This is a genomic window from Pseudomonas sp. R2-60-08W (assembly GCF_003852335.1).
GTDB lineage: Bacteria > Pseudomonadota > Gammaproteobacteria > Pseudomonadales > Pseudomonadaceae > Aquipseudomonas.
Genome location: NZ_CP027731.1, coordinates 4,017,144 through 4,042,308 on the forward strand (window position 1 = coordinate 4,017,144; position 25,165 = coordinate 4,042,308).

Annotated in this window: 26 protein-coding genes; 6 read left to right on the forward strand and 20 right to left on the reverse strand. The window is 61.4% G+C overall.

Features of this window, described 5'->3' with window-relative positions:
- Positions 1-23 precede the first annotated feature (23 nt).
- Entirely contained in the window at positions 24-776 is a 753-nt protein-coding gene (locus C4J90_RS18160) for a thioesterase II family protein (protein WP_124420511.1), read from the reverse strand.
- 301 nt (positions 777-1,077) lie between these two features.
- Between C4J90_RS18160 and C4J90_RS18165 the strand changes: the two genes are divergently transcribed.
- On the forward strand, positions 1,078-1,629 hold the full coding sequence (locus C4J90_RS18165) for an RNA polymerase factor sigma-70 (RefSeq protein ID WP_124363749.1): 552 nt from the start codon (positions 1,078-1,080) through the stop codon (positions 1,627-1,629).
- 136 nt (positions 1,630-1,765) lie between these two features.
- Here C4J90_RS18165 and C4J90_RS18170 read toward each other — a convergent pair whose 3' ends face one another.
- Both C4J90_RS18170 and C4J90_RS18175 read right to left on the reverse strand, forming a co-directional pair.
- Complete coding sequence (locus C4J90_RS18170) at positions 1,766-2,554, reverse strand: ABC transporter substrate-binding protein (protein WP_124420512.1); 789 nt, start codon at positions 2,552-2,554, stop codon at positions 1,766-1,768.
- A 90-nt stretch (positions 2,555-2,644) separates the two neighbouring features.
- Entirely contained in the window at positions 2,645-3,268 is a 624-nt protein-coding gene (locus C4J90_RS18175; protein ID WP_124420513.1) for a TetR/AcrR family transcriptional regulator, read from the reverse strand.
- A gap of 187 nt (positions 3,269-3,455) precedes the next feature.
- On the opposite strand from C4J90_RS18175, the gene C4J90_RS18180 reads away from it, so the two are divergent.
- Both C4J90_RS18180 and C4J90_RS18185 read left to right on the forward strand, forming a co-directional pair.
- Positions 3,456-3,998, forward strand: coding sequence for an exonuclease domain-containing protein (locus C4J90_RS18180; RefSeq protein ID WP_124420514.1), 543 nt, complete (start codon positions 3,456-3,458; stop codon positions 3,996-3,998).
- Between the two features lie 199 nt (positions 3,999-4,197).
- Positions 4,198-4,479 (forward strand): pyrimidine/purine nucleoside phosphorylase, encoded by a 282-nt coding sequence (locus C4J90_RS18185; RefSeq protein ID WP_124363753.1) that lies wholly within the window; start codon positions 4,198-4,200, stop codon positions 4,477-4,479.
- Positions 4,480-4,527: 48 nt separating this feature from the next.
- Here the strand turns inward: C4J90_RS18185 and C4J90_RS18190 are convergent, their stop codons facing one another.
- A complete protein-coding gene (locus C4J90_RS18190) occupies positions 4,528-5,331 on the reverse strand; it encodes an MOSC domain-containing protein (protein WP_124420515.1) in 804 nt (267 codons plus the stop codon).
- Positions 5,332-5,371: 40 nt separating this feature from the next.
- Positions 5,372-6,307 (reverse strand): chemotaxis protein CheV, encoded by a 936-nt coding sequence (locus tag C4J90_RS18195; protein WP_124420516.1) that lies wholly within the window; start codon positions 6,305-6,307, stop codon positions 5,372-5,374.
- A gap of 549 nt (positions 6,308-6,856) precedes the next feature.
- On the opposite strand from C4J90_RS18195, the gene C4J90_RS18200 reads away from it, so the two are divergent.
- The 3 genes from C4J90_RS18200 to C4J90_RS18210 all read left to right on the forward strand — a co-directional run bounded on the left by C4J90_RS18200 (position 6,857) and on the right by C4J90_RS18210 (position 9,179).
- Entirely contained in the window at positions 6,857-7,306 is a 450-nt protein-coding gene (locus C4J90_RS18200; RefSeq protein ID WP_177412752.1) for a hypothetical protein, read from the forward strand.
- Positions 7,307-7,629: 323 nt separating this feature from the next.
- The gene (locus C4J90_RS18205; protein ID WP_124421232.1) at positions 7,630-8,523 is read left to right on the forward strand and encodes a sensor histidine kinase; all 894 of its coding nucleotides are present in this window, start codon (positions 7,630-7,632) and stop codon (positions 8,521-8,523) included.
- A complete protein-coding gene (locus C4J90_RS18210; protein WP_124371402.1) occupies positions 8,520-9,179 on the forward strand; it encodes a response regulator transcription factor in 660 nt (219 codons plus the stop codon). Before C4J90_RS18205 ends, C4J90_RS18210 begins: the two co-directional genes overlap by 4 nt.
- On the opposite strand, the gene yegS is transcribed toward C4J90_RS18210, so the two are convergent.
- From yegS to flhA, 15 genes are all read right to left on the reverse strand, one after another.
- Positions 9,138-10,058, reverse strand: a complete 921-nt coding sequence (yegS, locus tag C4J90_RS18215; RefSeq protein ID WP_124420517.1) for a lipid kinase YegS — start codon at positions 10,056-10,058, stop codon at positions 9,138-9,140. The genes C4J90_RS18210 and yegS overlap by 42 nt on opposite strands.
- Positions 10,059-10,774: 716 nt before the next feature.
- Entirely contained in the window at positions 10,775-11,167 is a 393-nt protein-coding gene (locus C4J90_RS18225; protein ID WP_124363758.1) for a DUF2802 domain-containing protein, read from the reverse strand.
- Positions 11,168-11,650: a chemotaxis protein CheW gene (locus C4J90_RS18230; RefSeq protein ID WP_124363759.1), complete on the reverse strand. Its 483-nt coding sequence runs from the start codon at positions 11,648-11,650 to the stop codon at positions 11,168-11,170.
- Between the two features lie 79 nt (positions 11,651-11,729).
- Positions 11,730-12,521 carry a CheW domain-containing protein gene (locus C4J90_RS18235; protein ID WP_124415233.1) on the reverse strand — a complete coding sequence of 264 codons (792 nt, stop codon included), beginning with the start codon at positions 12,519-12,521 and terminating at the stop codon, positions 11,730-11,732.
- Positions 12,521-13,309, reverse strand: a complete 789-nt coding sequence (locus C4J90_RS18240) for a ParA family protein (protein ID WP_124415234.1) — start codon at positions 13,307-13,309, stop codon at positions 12,521-12,523. Before C4J90_RS18240 ends, C4J90_RS18235 begins: the two co-directional genes overlap by 1 nt.
- A gap of 50 nt (positions 13,310-13,359) precedes the next feature.
- Positions 13,360-14,247, reverse strand: coding sequence for a flagellar motor protein MotD (gene motD / locus C4J90_RS18245; protein ID WP_124363762.1), 888 nt, complete (start codon positions 14,245-14,247; stop codon positions 13,360-13,362).
- 39 nt (positions 14,248-14,286) lie between these two features.
- Complete coding sequence (locus tag C4J90_RS18250; protein WP_124363763.1) at positions 14,287-15,027, reverse strand: flagellar motor protein; 741 nt, start codon at positions 15,025-15,027, stop codon at positions 14,287-14,289.
- Entirely contained in the window at positions 15,027-16,160 is a 1,134-nt protein-coding gene (locus C4J90_RS18255; protein ID WP_124363764.1) for a chemotaxis response regulator protein-glutamate methylesterase, read from the reverse strand. Before C4J90_RS18255 ends, C4J90_RS18250 begins: the two co-directional genes overlap by 1 nt.
- Before the next feature lie 48 nt (positions 16,161-16,208).
- Positions 16,209-18,416, reverse strand: coding sequence for a chemotaxis protein CheA (locus tag C4J90_RS18260; protein ID WP_124420518.1), 2,208 nt, complete (start codon positions 18,414-18,416; stop codon positions 16,209-16,211).
- A gap of 11 nt (positions 18,417-18,427) precedes the next feature.
- Positions 18,428-19,216 (reverse strand): protein phosphatase CheZ, encoded by a 789-nt coding sequence (locus C4J90_RS18265; RefSeq protein WP_124367838.1) that lies wholly within the window; start codon positions 19,214-19,216, stop codon positions 18,428-18,430.
- An 18-nt stretch (positions 19,217-19,234) separates the two neighbouring features.
- On the reverse strand, positions 19,235-19,609 hold the full coding sequence (locus C4J90_RS18270) for a chemotaxis response regulator CheY (protein WP_005790040.1): 375 nt from the start codon (positions 19,607-19,609) through the stop codon (positions 19,235-19,237).
- A gap of 167 nt (positions 19,610-19,776) precedes the next feature.
- Complete coding sequence (gene fliA, locus C4J90_RS18275; protein ID WP_124359259.1) at positions 19,777-20,517, reverse strand: RNA polymerase sigma factor FliA; 741 nt, start codon at positions 20,515-20,517, stop codon at positions 19,777-19,779.
- Complete coding sequence (gene fleN / locus C4J90_RS18280; protein ID WP_003192912.1) at positions 20,514-21,347, reverse strand: flagellar synthesis regulator FleN; 834 nt, start codon at positions 21,345-21,347, stop codon at positions 20,514-20,516. Before fleN ends, fliA begins: the two co-directional genes overlap by 4 nt.
- Positions 21,348-21,452: 105 nt before the next feature.
- Positions 21,453-22,769, reverse strand: a complete 1,317-nt coding sequence (flhF, locus tag C4J90_RS18285) for a flagellar biosynthesis protein FlhF (RefSeq protein WP_124363767.1) — start codon at positions 22,767-22,769, stop codon at positions 21,453-21,455.
- 12 nt (positions 22,770-22,781) lie between these two features.
- Complete coding sequence (flhA, locus tag C4J90_RS18290; protein WP_124365188.1) at positions 22,782-24,896, reverse strand: flagellar biosynthesis protein FlhA; 2,115 nt, start codon at positions 24,894-24,896, stop codon at positions 22,782-22,784.
- Between the last annotated feature and the right edge of the window lie 269 nt (positions 24,897-25,165).

A 25,165-nucleotide genomic window follows, 5' to 3' on the forward strand; every position in this document is an offset into this window, starting at 1 on the left:
GAAAGTCGGGAAGTCGGTGAGATTCAGCCGGCGGCCAGTTGCCGCGCCGCGCCAAGGCGCCAGCGGGCCAGGTGCTCTTCGGCATAGCGGCGCACACAGCGCAGCACGGCGCTTTCGTGCTGCACGAGGAAGAAGTGGTGACCGTCGAACATGTCGAGGGAAAAGCCGCTGGCGGCCTCGAGCTGCCAGTCGAGCAATTGGTCGGCGCGCACGCTGTCCTGCTTGCCGCCGAACACATGGATCGGCACACCCAGGGGCTCGCGCTCGCCATAGGTGAAGCTGCCGCAGAGCAGGAAATCGGCGCGCAGGATCGGCAGCATCAACTCCATCAATTCAGGATTGGCCAACGCGGCGTCGCAGGTGCCCTGCAGTTCGCGCAAGCGGGCGATCAGTTGTTCGTCGGTCTTTTCGATGGCGTATTCGCTGACATCGCGCCGCGCCGGGCCGGCGGTGCCGGAGGCGAACAACGCCAGCGGCGCCGGCACATTGCGCGCTTTCAATGCGTGGGCCAGTTCGAACGCCAGCAGGCCGCCGAGGCTGTGGCCGAACAACGCATAGGGGCCATTGAGGTCGCGGCTGATTTCAGTCGCGAGCTGGGCAGCCAAGGCCTTGATATCGCGCTGTAGCGGCTCGCCCATGCGCATGCCACGCCCCGGCAATTCCAGCGGGCACACCTGCAACCAATCCGGCAGCACGCGGCGCCAACGTGCGTAGACCGAGGCGCTGGCGCCGGAATGGGGCAGGCAGAACAGGCGCAGCGGCGTTGGCGTACTCATCACCCGAGGACTCCAAGCTGAAACACGCTGTGTGCACGATAAAAACCCATTTCGCCCTCCTGCGGATGCTGATCCTTGGCCGTTTGTTTACAGGCCTGTCACCCAGAAGAACGGACGGCCCCGGCAAATAATTAGTCGCCGGGGGCAAGCGAGACGTGGTTCACACCTTACCGGAAGGCATAAGATTAGTTCGCCTTCTCATTTGACAATCATTATCATTAATCATAATTTGTTGCCCGATGTGTAGGAGGCCTCAGCAAGGACGCCCTCCCCTAACCTCTTTTGCAACCAGGTGATTTCCATGACGGAACCAGTATCCACAGGCAGGTGCGACTCACCACTTCTCCAGGCGTTCGTCGACAATCGGCTGATCCTGGTGAAGATCGCAGCACGTATTACCGGCTGTCGTTCCCGCGCCGAGGATGTGGTGCAGGACGCTTATTTTCGGCTGCAGTCGGCACCGACGATCACCTCTTCGTTCAAGGCCCAACTGAGTTATCTGTTTCAGATCGTGCGCAACCTGGCGATCGATCACTACCGCAAGCAGGCCCTGGAGCTCAAGTATTCCGGCACCGAAGAGGAAGGCTTGAACGTGGTGATTCACGGCGCTTCACCGGAAACCTCCCATATCAATTTCAACACCCTGGAAAACATCGCCGACGCCCTGACCGAGCTGCCGCAGCGCACCCGCTACGCCTTCGAGATGTACCGCCTGCACGGCGTACCGCAGAAGGATATCGCCAAGGAACTGGGGGTTTCGCCGACGCTGGTGAACTTCATGATTCGCGATGCGCTGGTGCACTGCCGCAAGGTGTCGGGCAACCACAGCGATACGTTCGCGCGCAGGGTTTGAAAGCAGCGGAAACCAATGTGGGAGGGGGCTTGCCCCCGATGGCGGTGGGTCAGTAGCAGATGCATTTACTGACACTCCCTCATCGGGGGCAAGTTGAATCGTCGCACCGCCCCTCCCACATTTGATTCCAGCGCTCTCAGGGGACTGGCATTACATCGATGCGATACGGCTCGAAGATCTTGAGCATCTGGCCATTATCCCGCAGCTGCTTGAGCAACCCGGCAAACGCAGGCCCGGTGATGGGGGCTTTGGGCCGCAGCAACGCGTAATGGTGATAGACCTGGTCGATGCGCTCCGACACCAGGAATGTCCCCGCCATCTCGGCATTGCGCACCATGAAGTCACTCAGGTACGAACGGGTGACCAAGGCGATATCAGCACGGCTGCGGGCGACCATCAGCAAGTTGCTGTCATGGGAGTACGTCAACGTTGCGTTGAAGTGCTCGGCCAGGTACTTGGGGTCGGGGTTGAAGTTCGCGAAGGCGTAGTGATAGCCGCTGAACACCGCCAGGCGTTTGCCGGCAAGGTCGCTGAAATAGCTTTGGTCGCGACCGGGCTCACGCTCGGCGACGAAGATTTCAGCGTCTTCCAGGCCCATGTCGACGCTGGTATGGGCCACGTCTTTCCAGCCCCAGGACGGGTTTTCAAAGATCGCCATGTCGACCCGGCCTTGCTCGAAATCGCGAAAACGCCTGGGAATCGAAGTGGGCACCAGCACAAACTGATAGTCGCTTTGCACGGCGTTCAGCGCTTCGACCAATTGCGGCAGCAATCCGGTATCGGCGCCTTGCTCAGGGCGTACGGTATATGGCGGAAAATGCGCCGCGCCGATCCTCACCAACTGCGCGGCGCTGGCCTGCGTCCACCCTGCGGTACCCAATGCCCAAAATGTCAGTCCTGCAGCCAGCCGCCATGGCGAAAACATCTAGGCACACACCGTGAATTCTATGATGGCGATAAGCTAGGCGTTTTTCCCTGGAGAGACAACGTTCACCCGCAAATTAATAGCCGCACTTCAGTCCGCCTTGAGCACCATCAACAGCGCCTCGTCGGCCAGCTCTTCGAGGGTCAGGCTGCCTTGGGTGCGGAACCACGTGGTGGTCCAGGATAACGCGCCGGTCAGGAAGCGCCGGGTGATGAACACGTCGCCCCTGATATAACCGGCGGCCTTGGCTTCGCCCAGTACCTGCAGCCAGATGTCCTCATACACATCACGCAGGGCCAGTACCTGGGCCTGACCATCGGCAGACAACGAGCGCCATTCATACACCAGCACCGCCATCGCCTCACCGCTGCCGCCCATGATCGACTGCAATTCGCAGCGGATCAGCGCCAACACCCGCTCGCGCACCGTGCTCGCTGCTTCCAGCGCAGCCCGCACCATCGCGGTGTTGTAGAGGATGGTTTCTTCCATCACTGCGCGCAGGATCTCGTCCTTGCTCTTGAAGTGATGAAAGATGCTGCCGGACTGAATGCCCACCGCACCGGCCAGGTCGCGCACGGTGGTGCGCTCGAAGCCCTTGTTGCGAAACAGGTGCGCCGCGGTTTGCAGCAACTTGCCCCGAGCGCTCTCGGGGTCGGTCAATTGTCCAGCGTCGACCAGAGTGCGCATCACCCGCAAGGCTTGGGGGTCGTCCATGCTGCTGTCCCTCATGTCTACTATCGTCTTGGGCGGCAATTTAGGCCGTGGCCGCCACCCAAGCAAGCGCTTGGGCAAAACTTGTGTACGGGGTTTACAAACCAGGCGAATCAGCCCCCTGGGCGGAACTACAAGGCCCGGCTACGCTCTATCCCCATCAGGACAGGAACAGTACGGGAACCTGCGCATGCCTCATTGGCTGATTATTGACCTTGAAGCCACCACGGATGACGGCGGCTGGCCCGTGACGGAGATGGAAGTCATCGAAATTGGCGCAAGCCTGGTCAACCGCCAGGGCCGCGAGCTGGATCACTTCCAGCGCTTCGTGCGACCGCTACGGCGGCCGCTGCTGACGCCTTTTTGCCGCCAATTGACCCATATCACCCAGGCCAATATCGACGCGGCAACGCCGATCACCGAGGTGTGGCCGCTATTCGAGCGCTGGCTGGGCCAGCATCAGACGCGCCTGGAAGGCTGGGCCAGCTGGGGCGATTACGATCGCGTGCAACTCGAGCTGGAATGGCAACGCCATGGCCTGGCCAGCGCGCTCGGCCAGACGCCCCATGTCAACCTCAAGCAACGTTTCGCCAAGGCCCGGCGGCTGGACAAGCCCTTGGGGCTTAATGGCGCGCTGCAATTGGCGGGGATGCAGTTCAGTGGCCAGCAGCATCGGGCGCTGGAGGATGCGCGCAACACGGCACGCCTGCTGCCATTGATTTTGCCGGTCTAGGCAGCTCTGAAAGGCTTGGGCATACTGATCAACCTTTTTGCCTTAATGCTGCCCACCTGTAGGAGCGAGCTTGCTCGCGAAGATCGCCAACGATAACGCAGCGCATCTGGTTTGACGGGGTGCTCTCAGGTTTTTCGCGAGCAAGCTCGCTCCTACAGTGGGTGGCGTAAGTTCTGACCCTTTTTCCGAGGATTCACTCATGTTCAAAGTCAATGAATACTTCGACGGCACCGTCAAGTCGATCGCTTTCGGCACCGCGGAAGGCCCAGCGACCATCGGCGTGATGGCCCCGGGTGAATACGAGTTCGGCACCGACCAGCGTGAAATCATGCACGTCGTTTCCGGCGCGCTGATCGTCAAACTGCCTGACGCCGAGTGGGAAACCTTTGCCGCCGGCAGCCAGTTCAACGTCCCGGCCAACAGCAAATTCCAGTTGAAGGTTGGCGTAGACACCGCTTACCTGTGCGAATACCGCAGCTGAACCTGACTCGGCGCAAAAAATGCCCGTCTCCTGTGAGACGGGCATTTTTTATTCCAGCACCGTTACCGGCATCCCGATTTCCAACTGGCCAACTCCATCGTTGACCAGGTTCTGGCCGAACATCGCGCCCTTCTCGGTGCTGCGATAGGCCTGCAGGGTGGCGAACGGTTCGCGGTCCGGGCTGCGCTCGCCGGTCCGGGGGTCGATGGTCGTGAGAACGCAGCGTGAACAGGGCTTGACCACGCGAAACTCCACCTCGCCGATGCGCAAGCGTTTCCAGCCATCCTCGGCAAACGCCTCGCCGCCTTCGATTACCAGATTGGGACGAAAGCGCAGCATTTCCATCGGCCGGCCGATTTGCGCGCACAAATCGTCCAGGGAAGCCTGGCCGATCAGCAGCAAGGGGTAGCCATCGGCAAACCCCACTTGATCGTCATCCCGGCCAAAACCGGCCTGGGTCGAGCGTGCACGCTCCAGGGGCATATGCACCAGGCGTGTGGGTTTGCCGATGAAGGCGCTGACCCAGGCCGCCGCTTCATCGCCCGCGTCCGGCACGCGCAGGGTGTCGTGCCAGATGGTCACACCGCGCAACGCATCGGCGCCGGGCAATGCCACGTCGAGCGTCCCATAGCCAGGCGAGCTCAGGGTCAGGCCGCCCGCCGCGTTCCACAGCGCGGTCAACTGGCTCATCTTCGCCACGGCGCGTTGCGTGAGGAAGCGCCCACTGGCTTCGTCCACCAGCATCCAGCGTCGATCCCCTGCCAGCCCGAGTTTATCCAGGCCACTCTGCTGCAAGGCCTCGGCCTTGCCGGATTTCAAGGGGTAACGGTACAACGCGCTGAGACGGAGCATGAGCCTGCATTCCTGGGGAACAAAGTGGCATACCCTAGTGTCACGCGGGCACTTCGTCCAGCATCAGTCGTTGACGCACCACATCCACCAGCTTGTCCGGCTGGAATTTGGAGAGGAAATTGTCACAGCCGACCTTCTTGACCATCGAGTCATTGAAGCTCCCCGACAGCGAGGTGTGCAGCACCACGTAGAGGCCACGCAGGCGCGGGTCATTGCGAATTTCGGTGGTGAGACGGTAGCCGTCCATCTCGGGCATTTCGGCGTCGGTGAAGATCATCAGCAGCTTGTCGGTCATCACCTGGCCGGTGTCGGCCCAGGCCTTGAGCATGTTCAGGGCCTTGAGGCCGTCGCTGGCGATGTGCATCTTCACGCCCAACTGGCCCAGGGTGTCCTTCAACTGCGACAGCGCTACGTTGGAGTCGTCCACCAGCAACACTTCACGGCCACGGGCGCGTTCCAGCACTGGGTCCTCGAGTTTTTCCCTGGAGACCTTGGCGTTATAGGGCACGATTTCCGCCAGGACTTTTTCCACATCGATAATTTCCACCAACTGGTCATCGACCTTGCTGATGGCGGTGAGATAGTGCTGGCGCCCGGCGCTGGCCGGCGGTGGCAGGATGGCTTCCCAATTCATGTTGACGATGCGGTCGACGCCGCCCACCAGGAACGCCTGCACCGAACGGTTGTACTCGGTGACGATAATGGTGCTGTTGGGCCCTGGCACCAGCGGGCGCATGCCGATGGCCTGGGACAAGTCGATCACCGGCAAGGTCTGGCCACGCAGGTTGACCACGCCGCAGACGAAGGGATGGCGCTGAGGCATCAGGGTCAGCTTGGGCAGTTGCAGCACTTCCTGCACCTTGAACACGTTGATCGCGAACAGCTGCCGCCCGAACAGGCGGAACATGAGAATCTCCAGGCGATTCTCACCCACCAATTGCGTGCGTTGATCTACCGTGTCGAGAATGCCGGCCATTAAGAGCTCCTGGTGTGCACATGGGTTGCGCGCTGAGAGGGTGTGCAGTTCGTATAGGCAAGTTATCGGCGGCAAGCGCCAGACCTTGACCCCGGTAAAATGCCATGTAAATACATTGATGTCACACTGACATCATGCTTTACTGCATCAGCCCTGTCCTCGGGCTGTGTGGGCCTTGCACGACACTCCAATCGGCGTGCGGTTCCACGACGTAGGGGATTCCCCTATGCGCAATCAGGCCCGACCTGATATTCGCGATATCTAATAGCCATTAATGTGACGCCATTCTCATTGCATGAATGGAGTCAGGCTTTTGTTTGCCATCCCACGCCCTAGGCCCGCGAGCCTTCCAGGCACTCACGTATCGGCAACTGAAGTCGTGTCATCCCGCTCAACTGGGACTACGCACGACTTTCGTGAGCATTTCAATAAATGTCCTACTGAAATATCGGAATCAACCTACAAGCTCCAATCATATTTCAGCGCTAGTTTTAAGCCATTCACCCGGTGCGACATCTCATCACCCGAGCTTGAGTTGCGGAGACATGCATGATGAATAGCGCGAAAGAATGGCAAACGGCACTTCCCGAGTTTCTGCTGGAGGCCGAAATGCTGCTGATCAAGTCCCAAGAGTGCTTGAGCCACCTGCATTTGATCCGCAACGACAGCGACGCCATCGACTGCATGAAAACCAGCCTCGCCAAACTGGCTGAAAAGGCCGACAGCCTGGCGCTGCAGGCGATCAGCGAGTTCTCGCGGCACCTGCAGGACCTCATTGCCAACGCCGAGAACCCGATGCAATTGCATGACCAGGCACTCGATGCGTTACATGACTGCCTCACGCTGCTGGCCTGGCAATTGGAGCTGATCGACACGCGCACCGGCGAGTTGGCCCTGGACGAGACCGAGCAAACGTCGTTGATCGCGACGGTTACTTTGCAGATTCCGCAAAAGGATTTCCGGCATAAACCGCAGCAGCGGTTGCATCATGCGTCCTGAGTCCCAAGCATGTCGCCGACGATAGCTGACCTGTCCAAAAACGACCGATAACGGCGAGAAAGGCAGAAACATCAATTAGCCATCTACGCAATAACGATACAAACCAACTTTACTAATACAACTTTTTCAACTCTGGGATTACCCCCCAGAGTATTTGCGCGGGCCATAAACCAATCAGGCGACCAACGGTAACAGGGGTGGTACTATGCCCCCACTCGAAGTGACTCAACTTCATCATGGTTAAACACGATTCGGCAGCGTATTCCAAACAGAGCCCGGCCAACCGGTCTCCCCGCAGCGAACCTTCAGTGGCTCCATCCGCTATGTACGCCAACCTCAAGCCCCTTTTCTCAAGGTCTGTGTCGCGCAGCAACGCACGCCGCATCGTCCTTGCGCTGTGCCTGTGTTCGTTGTCGGTCAGCGTGTGGGCCTACGCGCATGCTTCGCCCTGGTCGCTGCTGATCCTGCTGGTCAACCTGGCCACGCTGGCGGTGGTGGGCCTGCACCAATGGCGTTCGCGCAAATCCATCAAGTTCCAGCCCCAGGAATTGGCGGACCGACTGTTACAGGTCCAGGAAAACGAACGCCATCGCCTCAGCCGCGAACTGCACGACGACATCGGCCAACTGCTGACCGCCGCCAAACTGCAAAGTGAATGGCTGCAGCGTCGCCTGCCGCCAGAGCTGCACGAGCACTGCACGGTGCTGTGCAATACCCTCGACGAAACCCTGGCCAAAGTGCGCGACGTGTCCGCCATTCTCAACCCGCGCCAGTTGGCCAGCCTTGGCCTGGAAGCCAGCTTGCGCGCGCACCTGCTCAAGACCCTGGAAAACACCTCGGTGTGCTGGAGCCTGGAATGCCAGCAACGCCTGACCGGTATTCCTGAAGAAATGGCCGTGGCGGCGTTTCGGATCACCCAGGAAGCCGTGACCAACATGCTCCGTCACGCCCAGGCACATAACCTGCGGGTGCGCCTGCGACGCCTGCCCGAAGGCTTGTCGCTGATGATCTGCGATGACGGCCAGGGCTTTTCGCCGGTTACCGACCCAGGCCTTGCAGGCCAACGCGGCATGGCCGGCATGGCCGAGCGGATAGACCAACTGGGCGGCACCTTGTCGGTCAGCAGTCAGCCAGGCCAAGGCACGCGGATCGACGCGCTTTTCCCCTGGGCGCCCCGCGCCCTTGAACGGGCCAGTTCCCCTAAGGGTTTCGAGTGACCTGCAATTTACTCCTGGTGGATGACCACGCGCTGATTCGCGCCGGCGTACGTGCGCTGATCCTGGACATGCCCGGCTACGACGTGATCGGTGAAGCCAGCGATGGCGCGCAGGTGCTCGCGCAATTTCGCGCCCTGCAGCCGGACATCGTGCTGCTGGACCTGTCGATGAAACACACCAGCGGCCTGGATGCCTTGCAGGAACTCAAGGGCGCCTATCCCCTGAGCAAAGTGCTGATCCTGTCGATGCACACCGACCCCGACCTGATCATGCGTGCGCTGGAATCAGGTGCCCACGGCTACCTGCTCAAGGACATGACCGCCAACGAGCTGGAACACGCCCTGCATGCCTTGCGCAACAACGAGCGCTACCTGAGCCCGGCGATCGCCCACACCGTGATCAATCAAGCACTGATCCGCAGCAACGGCCCTGCGACGCCCGCGCCCCATAGCCACAACTTGACGGCGCGCCAGTTGGAAATCCTGCGCCTGATCGTGCGCGGCAAGTCCACCCGGGAAATCGCCCACGGCCTGGGCCTGAGCATCAAGACGGTAGAAGCGCATCGCTCGCAGATCATGAAGCGCCTGCAGATTTTCGACGTGGCGGGCCTGGTGTTATTCGCGGTGCGCGAGCAGATCATCAGCCTGGACGACTAGGGGCGAACCCAGCGGCAGGTGCACGCGCAGGGCCTTGGGCAAGGCCTCGAAATGCAGATCATCGCCTTCCAGCGGCTCGCCATCGAGGTTGATGTACAAGCCCTGCGCCACCTTGATATTGACCCACGGCAGGCGTGCCCGCACGAACATGGTGTCCAGGCCCCAGCCATTGCTCATCAATTCGCGCAAGGTGCCGACTACCTCCTGGGGCGCCGGCAGGATGCTGATGTCCAGCAGGCCATCGTCGGCCAGCGCACCCGGGCACAGCACATGCCCGCCCCCGGCCTGGCGCCCGTTGCCGATCCCGAGTGCGAGCAGCTCGCCTTTCCAATGGAAATCCGGGCCTTCCAGCTCACCGTAGGCAGCCTTCAATTCACTGAAGCGTGACAGACCGGTGAACAGGTAGGCGGCACCGCCGAGGATTTTCTTCAGGTCTTCGGAGGTGTTGGCGGTGACCTGGCTACCAAAACCGCCGGTGGCCATGTTCAAGAATATCTGCCCGCCGACCTGGCCCAGGTCAATCGCCCTCGGTTCAACATCCAGCAACGCCAGGGCACCAGCCGGCTCCAACGGCACGCCGGCGGCCTTGGCGAAGTCATTGGCTGTGCCCAGCGGCATCAGCACCAGGCTGGCATCGGTATTGGCGTGAGCCATGGCTTCGGCCACATCGCGCAGAGTGCCGTCGCCACCGCCGGCGATGATGTGGGTGTAACCGTCGGCCAGGGCTTCATTGACCAGGCGCTGGGCATCGCCACCTTCCCACGTCACCCGCACTGCCAGCTCCCAACCCTGCTCACGCCGGGCCAACACGGCCGCGCGCACGTCCTCGTTGAGGGCTTGTTTGCCGTGGAGGATCAACAGGGCTCTGGCGGTGGTCATTTGGGGAACTCTCCTGGGTCAAGGTGCTTGCAGGATGTTGACCCTTGGGGATGAGGAAAAGTCTGTGGCCGGAGAAATTTGGCTGATGGATGGAGATCAAAATGTGGGAGGGGGCTTGCTCCCGATAGCGGTGGGTCAGCTAAAGATTAAGCTGACTGATACACCGCCATCGGGGCATGGTATCTACACAACTTTGTAGCAGCAGCCTACGCTAACCACGATGCGAAGCGAGCCGCTCTTGATCTTGCTCTTGATCTTAGGCGCCCCGTTAAACCACGCTGGCCGGAATTCGACAGTGATTTTGGGGGTAAACCGGCAGGGATGCCGGTTTAGCCGCCCCGCGCCATGGATGGCGCGTGGCGGCGGCCCCCCAAATCAATGTCGGATTACGGGCACACCGAGCCTAGGCGAGGTGCCGAGTGGTGGGGCGAGGACTTTTTGGTTACTTTTGGGTCCTTCCAAAAGTGACACGCTGTAAAAGCGGAACCGCCAGCCGCCGTTACCATAGGAACGGATATGTACTCGTTCTGATCCAACATCCTGGTCGGCTGTCAGGCCGCCATCGGGGGCAAGCCCCCTCCCACATTTGAAACGCGGGGAGTCAGTTAGAGAGGCTTCGGCTCCCGAGCCGTCACAGGTTCAGGGCCATACCAAAGTTATGTGGATACCCAAGGCCATCGGGAGCAAGCCCCCTCCCACATTGCGCCCGGCGCTGATCAGCTTTTGTGCAACTTGCTCATCAACTGCGCCTCGGCCTGGGTCAACCCGCACGACTGGGTCAGCTCATCCACCGTCGCGCCCATGCCCACCAGCTTAGCCGCCTGGGCGAATGACAGGTTCGCAGGATCACGCTGTTCCAACTGCACCAACTTGTCCGGCAGCGGCCCGAGAATCGCGCGCAGTTCATGCACTTCATCCCCAACCCGCACCGCACTCTGCTGGAAATGATCGACACGCTTGACCAACTCCAGAATGCGCCGGTCACGCACCGCATCGCGCTCGGCCTGTTGCAAGGCCAACTCCCGTTGCTGGCGCACGTAGCGCAGCACAAACGCCAAAGTCCCGGCCCACAACAGGGCCAGGACGATCACCGCCGCCTCAAGAAACAATCAAATGCTCTCCAGGTCCGACCACTCTTCTTCGCTCATCATTTTGTCCAGCTCAACCAGAATCAACAGCTCGTTGTTCTTGTTGCACACGCCCTGGATAAACTTGGCGGATTCTTCGTTGCCCACGTTCGGCGCGGTTTCCACTTCCGATTGGCGCAGGTAGACCACTTCGGCCACGCTGTCGACCATGATCCCGACCACTTGCTTGTCGGCTTCGATGATGACGATGCGCGTGTTGTCGTTGACATCGGTCGGCGCCAGGCCGAAGCGCTGGCGCGTGTCGATCACCGTCACCACGTTGCCGCGCAGGTTGATGATGCCCAGCACATAGCTCGGCGCACCCGGTACCGGGGCGATCTCGGTGTAGCGCAGCACTTCCTGCACGCGCATCACGTTAATGCCGTAGGACTCGTTGTCCAGTTTGAAGGTCACCCATTGCAGGATCGGATCATCCAAACCTTGTGCGGACGCTGACTTGTTCATGCTTCTGACCCCTTCAAATGCCGCTATCGACGGCGTGTGTGCTAATGGGCCGCGCAACCGCACGACCTTTATTGTTCAATCAACTGCGTTTGTTCTGCGCCATTTCCTTGACCGCGCCACTGGCGATCAACTCGGCCAGTTCGGCGACGTCGAGCAACGCGCACATGTGTTCGATCACGGTGCCCGCCAGCCACGGCCGTTGGCCACGGTGGCTGCGCCATTTGATTTCGTTCGGGTCCAGGCGCAACGAGCGGCTGACTTGATGCACCGCCAGCCCCCACTCGTAGCCCTGCACGGAGATCACATACTGCAGGCCCTGGCGGAAGTCGTCGCGGTAGCGGTCGGGCATCACCCAGCGCGCGGTGTCCAGCACCTTGAGATTGCCGGCCTGGCTGGGCAGGATGCCGAGGAACCACTCCGGTTGCCCGAACAACGGCGTCAGCTCCTGGCCTTCCAGGGAATAGATCGAGCCCAGGCACACCAGCGGCACCGCCAGGGTCAACCCTGCGACGTCGAACAGCAGGCATTCGAACGGCTCGGCGGCCCACGACGGGCGACCATCGCCGGTCACCGGCGGCGGCGTGATGCTCGGCGGCAGGTGCACTTCCACAATCGGCTCGACCACTACCGGCGCCACGACGTCAGGTGTGATTGGTACCACCAACGGCGTCGCTTCGACGTGCGCATCGCGGGCTTGCTCTTCAAGCACCGCCAACTGGAACTCATCCAGCGCAGCGTCAGGCTCGACGGCCGGCTCCAGCACCAGGATCGGTTCCGGCAGCTCCTCGGCGGTCGCCTCCTGCAGCAAGGCATCCAGGTAGGATTCCAGCGCCAGTTGCGGCCGGGTCTTGAAGTCGAGGGGACGGTTCATCAGGCCACCTGCGCCACAAGCTGCTGGGACAGCAGGTGCTTGAGCAACGCCCGATAAGCCAGCACGCCACGGCTCTTGCCGTCGAATTGCGATGGCGTGAGCCCGGCGCGGCTGGCGTCACGCAGGCGCGTGTCTACCGGGATGTAGCCGTTCCAGATGGTGTCCGGATAGGCATCACGCAGTACGCGCAGGGTGCCAAGGGAGGCCTGGGTACGCCGGTCGAACAAGGTCGGCACGATGCTGTACGGCAAGGCCTGCTTGCGCGAACGGTTGATCATCGCCAGGGTGCTGACCATGCGCTCCAGGCCTTTGACGGCCAGGTGTTCGGTCTGTACCGGGATCACCAACTGCTGGCTGGCCGCCAAGGCGTTGACCATCAGCACGCCGAGCAAGGGCGGGCTGTCGATGATCGCGTAGTCGAAGTCCTGCCACAGCTGCGCCAGGGTCTTGGCGATCACCAGGCCCAGGCCGCTCTGGCCCGGCGACTGGCGCTCAAGGGTGGCCAGGGCGGTGCTGGACGGCAACAGCGAAATGCTGTCATTGCTGGTGGGCAGCAGCAGTTGCCCAGGCAAGTCGCCGGGCACGCTGCCCTTGTGCAGGAACAGGTCGTAGCAGCTGTGTTCCAGCGCATCCGGGTCGTAACCGAAATAGCTGGTCATGGAGCCGTGGGGGTCCAGGTCGACCACGACCACGCGCTTGCCTGCCTCGGCCAGCAAGCCGGCTAAGGCGATGGACGTGGTGGTCTTGCCGACTCCACCCTTTTGATTGGCAACTGCCCAGACTCTCATTCGGTTGATTCCTCCCGGTGGGCACACGCGCGACCGAGACATTGCATAGGTTAGTGAGCCGGTGACGGAGAATTGACGGAGCTGGCCCGCACCAGCGGCTTTGCAGGGGCCGGTGCAGTTTGTGTGCCAGCGCGCCTCAACGCCGCATCCGGTGTTGCATTCGCCGTGCCGGTGCCGGTCAGGCTGCGGCGTACATCCAGGTTGCGCGACACCACCAGCACCACCCGCCGGTTGCGCGCACGGCCTTCGAGCGTGGCGTTGTTGGCCACCGGCTGGAACTCACCGTAGCCCACCGACGCCAGGCGCTGGGGGTTCACGCCCTGCATCGCGAGCATGCGCACGATGCTTGCCGCCCGGGCCGAGGACAGTTCCCAGTTGGTCGGGTACTGCGCCGTACTGATCGGCAGGTTGTCGGTAAAGCCTTCGACGTGGATCGGGTTTTCAAACGGCTTGAGTATCGCTGCCACCTTGTCGATGATGGTGAAGGCCTGGTCGCTCGGCAGTGCATCGGCGCTGGCGAACAACAGGCTGGAGTTCAGCTCGATCTCCACCCACAGCTCATTGCCGCGCACGGTCATCTGGTTGGAGCTGATCAGGTCGCCAAACGCGGCGCTGATATCGTCGGCAATGCTCTTGAGCGGGTCGCTGGTGCCGCCGACACCGGCGGCGGTCTCATCGCTGTCGTTGACCAACGGCTTGGCCGGGGTCACCGTCTTGGGTCGTTCATCGCCGATTGGGATAGGCTTGAGCGCGCGATCGGAGTCGGAAAACACCCCGATCAACGCTTCGGAAATGACCTTGTACTTGCCTTCGTTCACCGACGAGATCGAGTACATCACCACGAAAAACGCAAACAGCAAGGTGATGAAGTCCGCGTAGGACACCAGCCAGCGTTCATGGTTGACGTGCTCTTCAGGCTCGCGACGGCGACGGCTCACTGACGACCTCCGCAAAACGACTCAACTGGTTCATGTGCATCAATCCATGAAGCCCTGGAGCTTCAATTCGATGGACCGCGGGTTCTCGCCCTCGGCAATCGACAGGATGCCTTCGAGCAGCATTTCGCGGTAACGGGACTGGCGCATGGCAATCGACTTGAGCTTGCTCGCCACCGGCAACAACACCAGGTTGGCGCTCGCCACACCGTAGATGGTGGCGACAAACGCCACGGCAATGCCGCTGCCCAGTTGCGAAGGGTCGGCCAGGTTGCCCATCACGTGGATCAGGCCCATTACCGCACCGATGATGCCAATGGTCGGCGCATAGCCGCCCATGCTTTCAAAGACTTTGGCCGCGTTGATGTCGCGGCTTTCCTGGGTGTAGAAATCCACCTCGAGGATGCTGCGGATCGCCTCCGGCTCGGCGCCATCGACCAGCAGTTGCAGGCCTTTGCGGGCGTAGCTGTCGGGCTCGGCATCGGCAACGCTTTCCAGGCCCAGCAGGCCTTCCTTGCGGGCAGTGAGGCTCCAGTTGACCACGCGGTCGATGCCGCCCGGCAAGTCGACCCGTGGCGGGAAAATGATCCAAATCAGGATCTGCATGGCGCGCTTGAACGAACTCACCGGCGCCTGCAACAACGCCGCGCCCACGGTGCCGCCGATCACGATCAGCGCCGCCGGGCCGTTGGCCAGGGCGCCGAGGTGGCCGCCTTCAAGGTAGTTGCCGCCAATAATGGCGACAAACGCCAAGGTGATGCCGATCAGGCTCAAGACATCCATCAGAGGCAGGCCTCCACCAGATGCTTGCCGATGTCGTCCAGGCTGTAGACCGCGTCGGCCAGGTCAGCCTTGACGATCGCCATGGGCATGCCGTAGATCACGCAACTGGCTTCGTCCTGGGCCCAGATTGCACTGCCGCCCTGCTTGAGCAGACGTGCACCCTCACGGCCATCGGCGCCCATGCCGGTCAGCACCACCGCCAGAACTTTGTCACCGTAGGACTTGGCCGCCGAACCGAAGGTGATATCCACGCACGGCTTGTAGTTGAGGCGCTCGTCGCCCGGCAGGATTTTGATCGCGCCACGGCCATCCACCATCATCTGCTTGCCACCTGGGGCCAGCAGCGCCAGGCCAGGACGCAGGATGTCGCCATCCTCGGCTTCCTTGACGCTGATGCGGCACAGCTTGTCCAGGCGCTCGGCAAAGGCCTTGGTGAACGCGGCAGGCATGTGCTGCACCAGCACGATCGGCGCCGGGAAGTTGGCCGGCAGTTGGGTCAATACACGCTGCAAGGCCACCGGCCCGCCCGTGGATGTACCGATCGCCACCAGTTTGTAGGCCTTGCGCTTGGGCGCGGGCGAATGAGCGCTCGGTGCAGCAGCGCGGGTAGGTGCTGTCGGCGCGGGCCGCGCTGCCGGGGCGGGCGCCGGGCGGCTGAACGATGATGTCGGCGCGGCCACGGGTGCAGGTGCAGGTGCAGGAGTCGGCGCGGGCGCGCTGAACAGACTGCGGCGGTTACTGCGCGAAATGCTGTGCACCTTCTCGCACAGCATCTGCTTGACCTTATCGGGGTTACGCGAGATGTCTTCGAAATTCTTCGGCAGGAAATCCACCGCGCCGGCATCCAGCGCATCCAGGGTGACCCGGGCGCCTTCATGTGTCAGCGAGGAGAACATCAACACCGGTGTGGGGCAGCGTTGCATGATGTGACGCACGGCCGTGATGCCATCCATCATCGGCATTTCGTAGTCCATGGTGATCACGTCCGGCTTCAACGCAATGGCTTGATCGATCGCCTCTTTGCCGTTGGTGGCCGTGCCGACTACTTGGATCGTTGGATCGGCGGAAAGAATCTCCGAGACGCGGCGGCGGAAGAAACCCGAATCGTCCACCACCAGGACCTTGACTACCATAAACACTCCGTTAGACGGGGCGGGCGCTACCGCCCTGCCCCGCCAGAATCAAATACGCCGTGCGGCGTAACGCTTGAGCATGCTCGGAACATCGAGAATCAACGCGATGCGACCGTCACCGGTGATGGTCGCGCCGGACATGCCGGGGGTCCCCTGCAGCATTTTGCCCAACGGCTTGATGACCACTTCTTCCTGGCCCACCAGTTGGTCGACCACAAAGCCGATGCGTTGGGTGCCCACCGACAGAATCACCACATGGCCTTCGCGCTGTTCTTCATGCTTGGCCGATGCCACCAGCCAGCGCTTGAGGTAGAACAGCGGCAGGGCCTTGTCACGCACGATCACCACTTCCTGGCCGTCCACCACGTTGGTGCGCGACAGGTCGAGGTGGAAGATCTCGTTGACGTTGACCAGCGGGAAGGCGAAGGCCTGGTTGCCCAGCATCACCATCAGGGTTGGCATGATCGCCAGGGTCAACGGCACCTTGATGACGATCTTCGAGCCCTGGCCCTTGGTCGAGTAGATATTGATCGAGCCGTTGAGCTGGCTGATCTTGGTCTTCACCACGTCCATGCCGACGCCACGGCCGGACACGTCGGAGATCTCGGTCTTGGTCGAGAAGCCGGGGGCGAAGATCAGGTTGTAGCACTCGGTGTCGGTGAGGCGATCGGCGGCGTCCTTGTCCATCACACCGCGCTTGACCGCGATATTGCGCAGAATCGCCGGGTCCATGCCTTTGCCGTCATCGGTGATCGACAGCAGGATATGGTCGCCCTCTTGTTCCGCCGCCAGGATCACCTTGCCGCCCCGCGATTTGCCCGAGGCTTCGCGTTCTTCCGGGGTTTCCACGCCGTGGTCGACGGCGTTGCGCACCAAGTGGACCAGCGGGTCGGCCAGGGCCTCGACGAGGTTCTTGTCGAGGTCGGTTTCTTCGCCCACCAGTTCCAGGTTGATTTCTTTCTTGAGCTGGCGCGCCAGGTCGCGCACCAGGCGCGGGAAACGGCCGAAGACTTTCTTGATCGGCTGCATCCGCGTTTTCATGACGGCGGTTTGCAGGTCGGCGGTGACCACATCGAGGTTCGACACGGCCTTCTGCATGGCTTCATCGCCACTGTTCAGGCCCAGGCGCACCAGGCGGTTACGCACCAGCACCAGCTCGCCGACCATGTTCATGATGTCGTCCAGGCGCGCAGTGTCTACGCGCACCGTGGTTTCGGCTTCGGTGGCAGGTTTATCGGCAACCGGCGCAGCGGCAGGACGCGCCGGAGCTGGCGCGGCAGCCGGTGCAGGCGCTGGCTTGGCGACCGGCGCTGCGGCTTTGGCGGCGGCAACCGGTGCGGCTGTAGCGACCGCTGCGGCGGCGGCCGGAGCCGGGGCCACTTCGGTGAACTTGCCTTTGCCGTGCAACTCGTCCAGCAAGGCTTCGAACTCGTTATCCGAAATCAGCCCGTCACCGGCAGGTGCTGCACTGGCCGCCGGAGCGACGGCGGCAGTGGCAGCGACCTGCGGCAAGGCTTCGGCGACGAACGTGCCTTTGCCGTGCAGTTGGTCGAGCAGCGCCTCGAATTCGTCGTCGGTAATATCGGTACTGGCGTTGGCCGCCGGTGCCGCTGGCGCAGCCGCCGGTGCCACGGCGTCGGCCGCGAACTGGCCTTTGCCATGCAACTGGTCGAGCAGGGATTCAAATTCTGCGTCGGTAATGTCTTCGCTGGTCGGCGTGGCAACCGGCGCCGTTGCAGCCGGTGCTTCAGCCTCGGCCTTGACCGCATTGAGCGAGTCGAGCAGTTGCTCGAACTCGCTGTCGGTCACATCCGCCTCGGCTTCCACCACCGGCTCAGGCTCGGCTTGCACAGCCGGTGCTTGCGCAGCCGGTTCGGCCAGGCGCGCCAGGGCGGCCAGCAGTTCCGGAGTGGCGGCGGTGACCGGTGCACGTTCACGCACCTGGCTGAACATGGCGTTGACCGCGTCCAGTGCTTCGAGAATCACGTCCATTAATTCCGAGTCAACCTGACGCTCACCCTTGCGCAGGATGTCGAACACGTTCTCGGCGATGTGACAGCACTCCACCAGCTCATGGAGCTGGAGGAAGCCGGCGCCCCCTTTTACAGTGTGAAAACCGCGAAAAATTGCATTGAGCAGGTTCGCATCATCCGGACGGCTTTCCAGCTCGACCAGTTGTTCGGACAGTTGCTCTAAAATTTCGCCGGCCTCTACAAGGAAATCCTGAAGGATTTCTTCATCGGCGCCGAAGCTCATGTGGGTGCTCCTTAGAAGCCTAAACTGGACAGCAAATCGTCTACGTCATCTTGACCGGATACGACGTCTTCACGTTTATCGGCATGAATCTGCGGACCTTCACCCTTGGCGAGGTGTTTTTGTGGATCTTTTTCCGAGAGGATCGCTTCGCGGTCATGTTCGATGCCGGCAAAACGGTCGACCTGGCCGGCCATCAGCACCAGTTTGAGCAGGTTGCTTTCCACTTCGGTGACCAGTTGGGTCACACGCTTGATCACTTGACCGGTGAGGTCCTGGTAATCCTGGGCAAGCAGAATGTCGTTGAGGTTGCCGGCCACCGTGCGGTTTTCCTGTTCGCTGCGCGACAGAAAACCGTCGACCCGACGCGCCAGTTCACGGAACTCTTCAGCCCCCACTTCGCGGCGCATGAAGCGGCCCCAGTCAACGCTCAAGGCCTGGGCTTCATTGGCCATGCCATTGACCAGAGGCGTGGCGTTTTCCACCAGGTCCATGGTGCGGTTGGCCGCTGCCTCGGTCAGCCTGACCACATAGGACAGGCGTTCGGTGGCATCGGTGATTTGGGAAATTTCTTCGGCCTGGGGCATACGCGGGTCAATCTGGAAATTGACGATCGCACTGTGCAGCTCACGCGTGAGCTTGCCCACTTCCTGGTACAGGCCGCGGTCACGGGTCTGGTTAAGCTCATGGATCAACTGCACCGCATCGCCGAACTGGCCCTTTTCAAGGCATTCGACCAACTGGTGAGCATGTTTTTTCAGGGTCGACTCAAAATCGCCCTGTGACGTTTCGTTATGGTCCATAGCTCCCCCGTGGCAGCATCAATGGCCGATGCGTTCGAAGATTTTTTCGATCTTCTCTTTCAAGGCCAATGCTGTGAATGGCTTGACCACATAGCCGTTTACCCCGGCTTGGGCGGCTTCGATGATCTGTTCACGCTTGGCTTCGGCGGTCACCATCAACACCGGCAGGCTGCGCAGTTTTTCATCGGCGCGCACATGGCGCAGCAAGTCGATACCGGTCATGCCGGGCATGTTCCAGTCGGTTACCAGAAAGTCGATGCTCCCGCTGTTGAGGATCGGAATCGCCGTAATGCCGTCATCCGCCTCGACCGTGTTAGTGAACCCAAGGTCACGCAACAGGTTTTTTATGATCCGCCGCATCGTTGAGAAGTCATCAACGATGAGGATTTTCATGTTCTTGTCCAATTCGACCTCCAAGCAGTCTTAAACGCGCCCAGCACCTGGACGCGCCACTTCAATCAACAGGCGTTACACAAAAAGGACTGCCCAGGGCACCACGGAGCGAACCCGCGAAGGCCGAAACCTTCGCGGTAGCGTCTGCAGTGTCCCCACACTGCCTGTCAGCGCGCGCGCCACTCTCCCAACCGCCCCCGCAAGCGGGCCGCGCACTGGCTATGCAACTGGCTGACACGCGATTCGCTGACCCCCAGGACCTCACCGATTTCCTTGAGGTTCAGCTCCTCGTCGTAGTACAGCGCCAACACCAGGCGCTCGCGCTCCGGCAAATTGGCAATGGCCTCCGCCAGCGCTCCCTGAAAACGTTCATCTTCCAGATCGCGCGACGGTTCCATATGCGCGCTCGCGCCGTCCTCGTGCAGCCCTTCGTGTTCGCCGTCCTGCAACAGGTCGTCGAAACTGAACAGGCGGCTGCCCAAGGTATCGTTCAAAATCCCGTAATAATCGTCGAGACTCAATTGGAGTTCGGCCGCAACTTCATGATCTTTAGCGTCACGACCGGTTTTTGCTTCAATTGCACGAATTGCGTCACTGACCATGCGCGTATTGCGGTGTACCGAACGCGGCGCCCAATCCCCTTTACGCACTTCATCGAGCATCGCGCCACGGATACGGATACCCGCATACGTCTCGAAACTCGCCCCTTTGCTCGCGTCGTATTTGGTCGACACTTCGAGCAGGCCGATCATCCCGGCCTGGATCAGGTCTTCCACCTGCACGCTGGCAGGCAAGCGCGCCAACAGGTGATAGGCAATGCGCTTGACCAGCGGCGCATAGCGCTCGATCAACTCGCCCTGGCTGTCACGGGCCGACTTTTTGTAAAGGTTGTAGCCGCTGGATGTCATAGCACAGGTCCCGCGCTCGTCTGATGCACCAATCGTTCGACAAAAAACTCCAGATGCCCCCGAGGGTTGGCAGGCAACGGCCAGGTATCGACCTTCTGGGCTATCGCCTTGAACGCCAGTGCGCACTTGGAACGAGGGAACGCTTCGTAGACCGCACGCTGCTTTTGCACGGCCTTGCGCACACACTCGTCATAGGGAACTGCGCCAACGTATTGTAAGGCGACATCGAGGAAACGATCCGTGACCTTGGTCAACTTGGCGAACAGGTTGCGCCCTTCCTGCGGACTCTGGGCCATGTTGGCCAGCACGCGGAAGCGGTTCATGCCGTAGTCACGGTTAAGCAGTTTGATCAGGGCGTAGGCGTCAGTGATCGAAGTGGGTTCGTCGCAGACCACCAGCAGCACTTCTTGCGCGGCGCGTACGAAGCTGACCACCGACTCGCCGATCCCGGCGGCGGTGTCGATCACCAGCACGTCGAGGTTGTCGCCGATATCGCTGAAGGCCTGGATCAGGCCGGCATGCTGCGCCGGGCTCAGGTGCACCATGCTCTGGGTGCCCGAGGCGGCCGGCACGATGCGGATACCACCGGGGCCCTGGAGCAGCACATCGCGCAGCTCACAGCGGCCTTCGATCACATCGGCGAGCGTGTGTTTGGGTGTCAGCCCCAGCAGAACGTCCACGTTCGCCAGGCCCAGGTCAGCATCCAGCAGCATGACGCGACGGCCAAGCTCTGCCAGGGCCAGGGACAAATTCACTGACACGTTAGTTTTGCCGACGCCACCTTTGCCGCCGGTCACCGCGATCACCTGTACGGGATGCATGCTGCCCATTTTATTTCTTTACCTTGTCTTGCTTAGACGCAGGCTACATGGCTTGGTCGCGTGTATCGCTTGCAGACCATCGATGTAGGTACATTTCACGGTGTTCATCCTGCCTTATCCCACCCGCTTTGCCGGGTTGTGATAAAGGTCGGCGAACATATCGGCCATCGCTTCCTCGCTAGGCTCGTCTTGCATTTGCACACTGACAGCACGGCTGACCAACTGATGACGGCGCGGCAGATGCAAATCATCCGGGATCCGCGGCCCGTCGGTCAGGTAGGCGACCGGTAATTCATGACTGATCGCCAGGCTCAGCACTTCGCCGAGGCTGGCGGTTTCATCCAGTTTGGTCAGGATGCAACCGGCCAGGCCGCAGCGTTTATAGCTGTGATAGGCAGCGGTAAGAACCTGTTTCTGGCTGGTGGTTGCAAGCACCAGGTAATTTTTCGACTTGATGCCGCGTCCGGCCAGGCTTTCAAGCTGCATGCGCAGGGCCGGGTCGCTGGCTTGCAGGCCGGCGGTATCGATCAACACCACGCGCTTGCGCAGCAGCGGGTCGAGGGCATTGGCCAGGGACTGGCCCGGGTCGACATGGGTCACCGGCACATTGAGGATACGGCCCAGGGTCTTGAGCTGTTCCTGGGCGCCGATGCGGTAGCTGTCCATGCTCACCAGCGCGATATTCGACGCGCCGTACTTGAGCACATAACGCGCGGCCAGCTTGGCCAGGGTGGTGGTCTTGCCCATGCCGGCAGGGCCGACCATGGCGATTACACCGCCCTCTTCCAGGGGTTCGATTTCCGGGGTGGCGATCATCCGCGCCAGGTGCGCCAGCAGCATGCGCCAGGCTTGGCGCGGCTCTTCGACTTCGGCGGTCAGCGCCAGCAGGTCGCGGGACAACGGGCCGGACAGGCCGATGCGCTGCAGGCGGCGCCACAGGTTGGCTTGTTGCGGCTTGCTGCCTTGCAGTTGGCTCCAGGCCAGCGAGCCCAGTTGCACTTCGAGCAGCTCGCGCAGGCCGTTGAGTTCAAAGCGCATCGAATCGAACACACGCTGGTCGACTGCGGCGGCCGGGGCTGGCGCTGCAGGACGTGGCGGCTCGACAAACGTAGGTTCCACCAGCGGCTCGGCGGCGGTCAGTGGCAAGCCGGCGAACAATTGGCGGTTGGTGGTGGCGTCGCTGTCACCGCGCATGCTCAGTTCGGCCTGGGCCGAGACGATGCGCGAAGCGGTCTTGCGCAGCTCGTCTTCGAGTTCCATGTTCGGCACACGCGGAGCCAGGGCCTGGGGCGTGTAATCCAGGGCAGCCGTCAGCTCGACACCGCCGGCAATACGACGGTTACCGATAATCGCGGCATCGGCGCCCAGCTCATCGCGGACCAACTTCATGGCCTGACGCATATCGGCGGCGAAAAAACGCTTCACTTGCATAACCCACTACCCTCAGCCGTTGGGCCCTACTGTCGCGACGATAGTCACTTGCTTATTGTCAGGAATTTCCTGGTAAGCCAAAACGTGCAAATTCGGTACTGCCAGGCGCCCGAAGCGCGACAACATCGCGCGGACCGGACCGGCCACCAGCAGAATCACCGGCTGGCCCTGCATTTCCTGGCGCTGCGCAGCTTCGATCAACGAACGCTGCAGCTTTTCAGCCATGCTTGGCTCCAGCAGAACGCCCTCTTCCTGGCCTTGCCCTGCCTTCTGAATACTATTGAGCAATATCTGTTCCAACCTTGGCTCCAAGGTGATAACAGGCAGCTCAGACTCAACGCCTACAATGCTTTGCACGATGGCGCGGGACAAACCGACCCGCACCGCCGCCACCAGCGCGGCAGTATCTTGACTCTTGGCGGCATTGTTGGCGATGGCCTCGGCGATGCTGCGAATATCGCGCACGGGCACCTGTTCGGCGAGCAAGGCTTGCAACACCTTGAGCAACTGCGACAGCGACAGCACGCCCGGCACCAGTTCTTCGGCCAGTTTTGGCGAGGCTTTGGCCAGCAAACCCATCAATTGCTGGACTTCCTCGTGGCCGATCAGCTCGTGGGAGTGTTTGTAGAGAATCTGGTTGAGGTGGGTAGCGACCACGGTGCTGGCGTCGACCACAGTATAACCAAGGGACTGAGCCTGGCTGCGCTGGCTGACTTCGATCCACACCGCTTCCAGGCCGAAAGCCGGATCTTTGGCGGTGATGCCGTTGAGCGAACCGAACACTTGCCCTGGGTTGATCGCAAGTTCCCGGTCCGGGTAGATCTCGGCTTCGGCCAGGATCACGCCCATCAAGGTCAGGCGGTAGGCGCTGGGGGCCAGGTCGAGGTTGTCGCGGATATGCACGGTGGGCATCAAAAAGCCCAGGTCCTGGGACAGCTTCTTGCGCACACCCTTGATCCGCGCCAGCAGTTGGCCGCCCTGGTTGCGGTCCACCAACGGGATCAGGCGGTAACCGACTTCCAGGCCGATCATGTCGATCGGGGTTACGTCGTCCCAGCCCAGCTCCTTGGTTTCCTGGGCGCGGGCCGGGGATGGCAGCAATTCCTGCTGGCGGGCGACTTCCTGCAGGGCCTGAACCTTGACAGCATTCTGTTTCTTCCAGAACAGGTAGGCCGCGCCGCCGGCCATGGCCGCCATGCTCAGGAACGAAACGTGGGGCATGCCTGGCACGATGCCCATGACGGCCATGATACCGGCGGCCACGGCCAGCGCCTTGGGCGAAGCGAACATTTGCCGGCTGATCTGCTTGCCCATGTCTTCGGAGCCCGAAGCACGGGTCACCATGATCGCAGCAGCTGTGGATAACAACAGTGATGGCAATTGCGCCACTAAACCGTCACCGATGGTCAGCAAGGCGTAGACCTTGCCCGCATCGCCGAAGGTCATGCCGTGCTGGAAAATACCCACGGCCATGCCGCCGATCAGGTTGATGAACAGAATCAGCAGGCCGGCGATGGCGTCACCGCGCACAAATTTACTGGCGCCGTCCATGGAGCCGTAGAACTCGGCTTCCTGGGCCACTTCCAGGCGACGGCTCTTGGCCTGGTTCTGGTCGATAAGGCCGGCATTAAGGTCGGCGTCGATGGCCATCTGCTTACCGGGCATCGCATCCAGGGTAAACCGCGCGCTCACCTCGGAGATACGCCCGGCGCCCTTGGTGACCACCACGAAGTTGATGATCATCAGGATCGCGAACACCACGATACCGACCACGTAGTTACCGCCGATCACCACTTCACCGAAGGCCTGGATCACCTTACCGGCGGCGGCGTGACCGTCCTGGCCGTGGAGCATCACCACGCGGGTGGACGCCACGTTCAGCGCCAGGCGCAGCAGGGTCGCCACCAGCAGGATGGTCGGGAACACCGCGAAATCCAGCGGTCGCAGGGCGTACACACACACCAGCAGCACCACCACCGACAGGGCGATGTTGAAGGTGAAAAACACGTCGAGCAGGAACGGCGGCATCGGCAACATCATCATTGCCAGCATCACCAGCAACAACAACGGCACGCCCAGGTTGCCCCGCGACAGGTCAGTCAGGGTGCCACGGGCCGTGCTGAGCATTTGAGAGCGATCTACCACCGGTCTTCCTCGTGTCCTTGAAGCAAAGTTTTGACGCTGGGGGGCGTCCTGCAGGCGGTATTGCAAGAAGCCTTCCAACTTTGCTTTTGGGCCCAGGATGACCTTGGAAGCGACGCAGCCTACCGGGTATGACTCAGGTTAAATGTGGGAGGGGGCTTGCTCCCGATGGCGGTGTGTCAGGCCCAGAATAGGTGGCTGATACGCCGCCATCGGGAGCAAGCCCCCTCCCACATTTGCACCCGGGGTGGTCT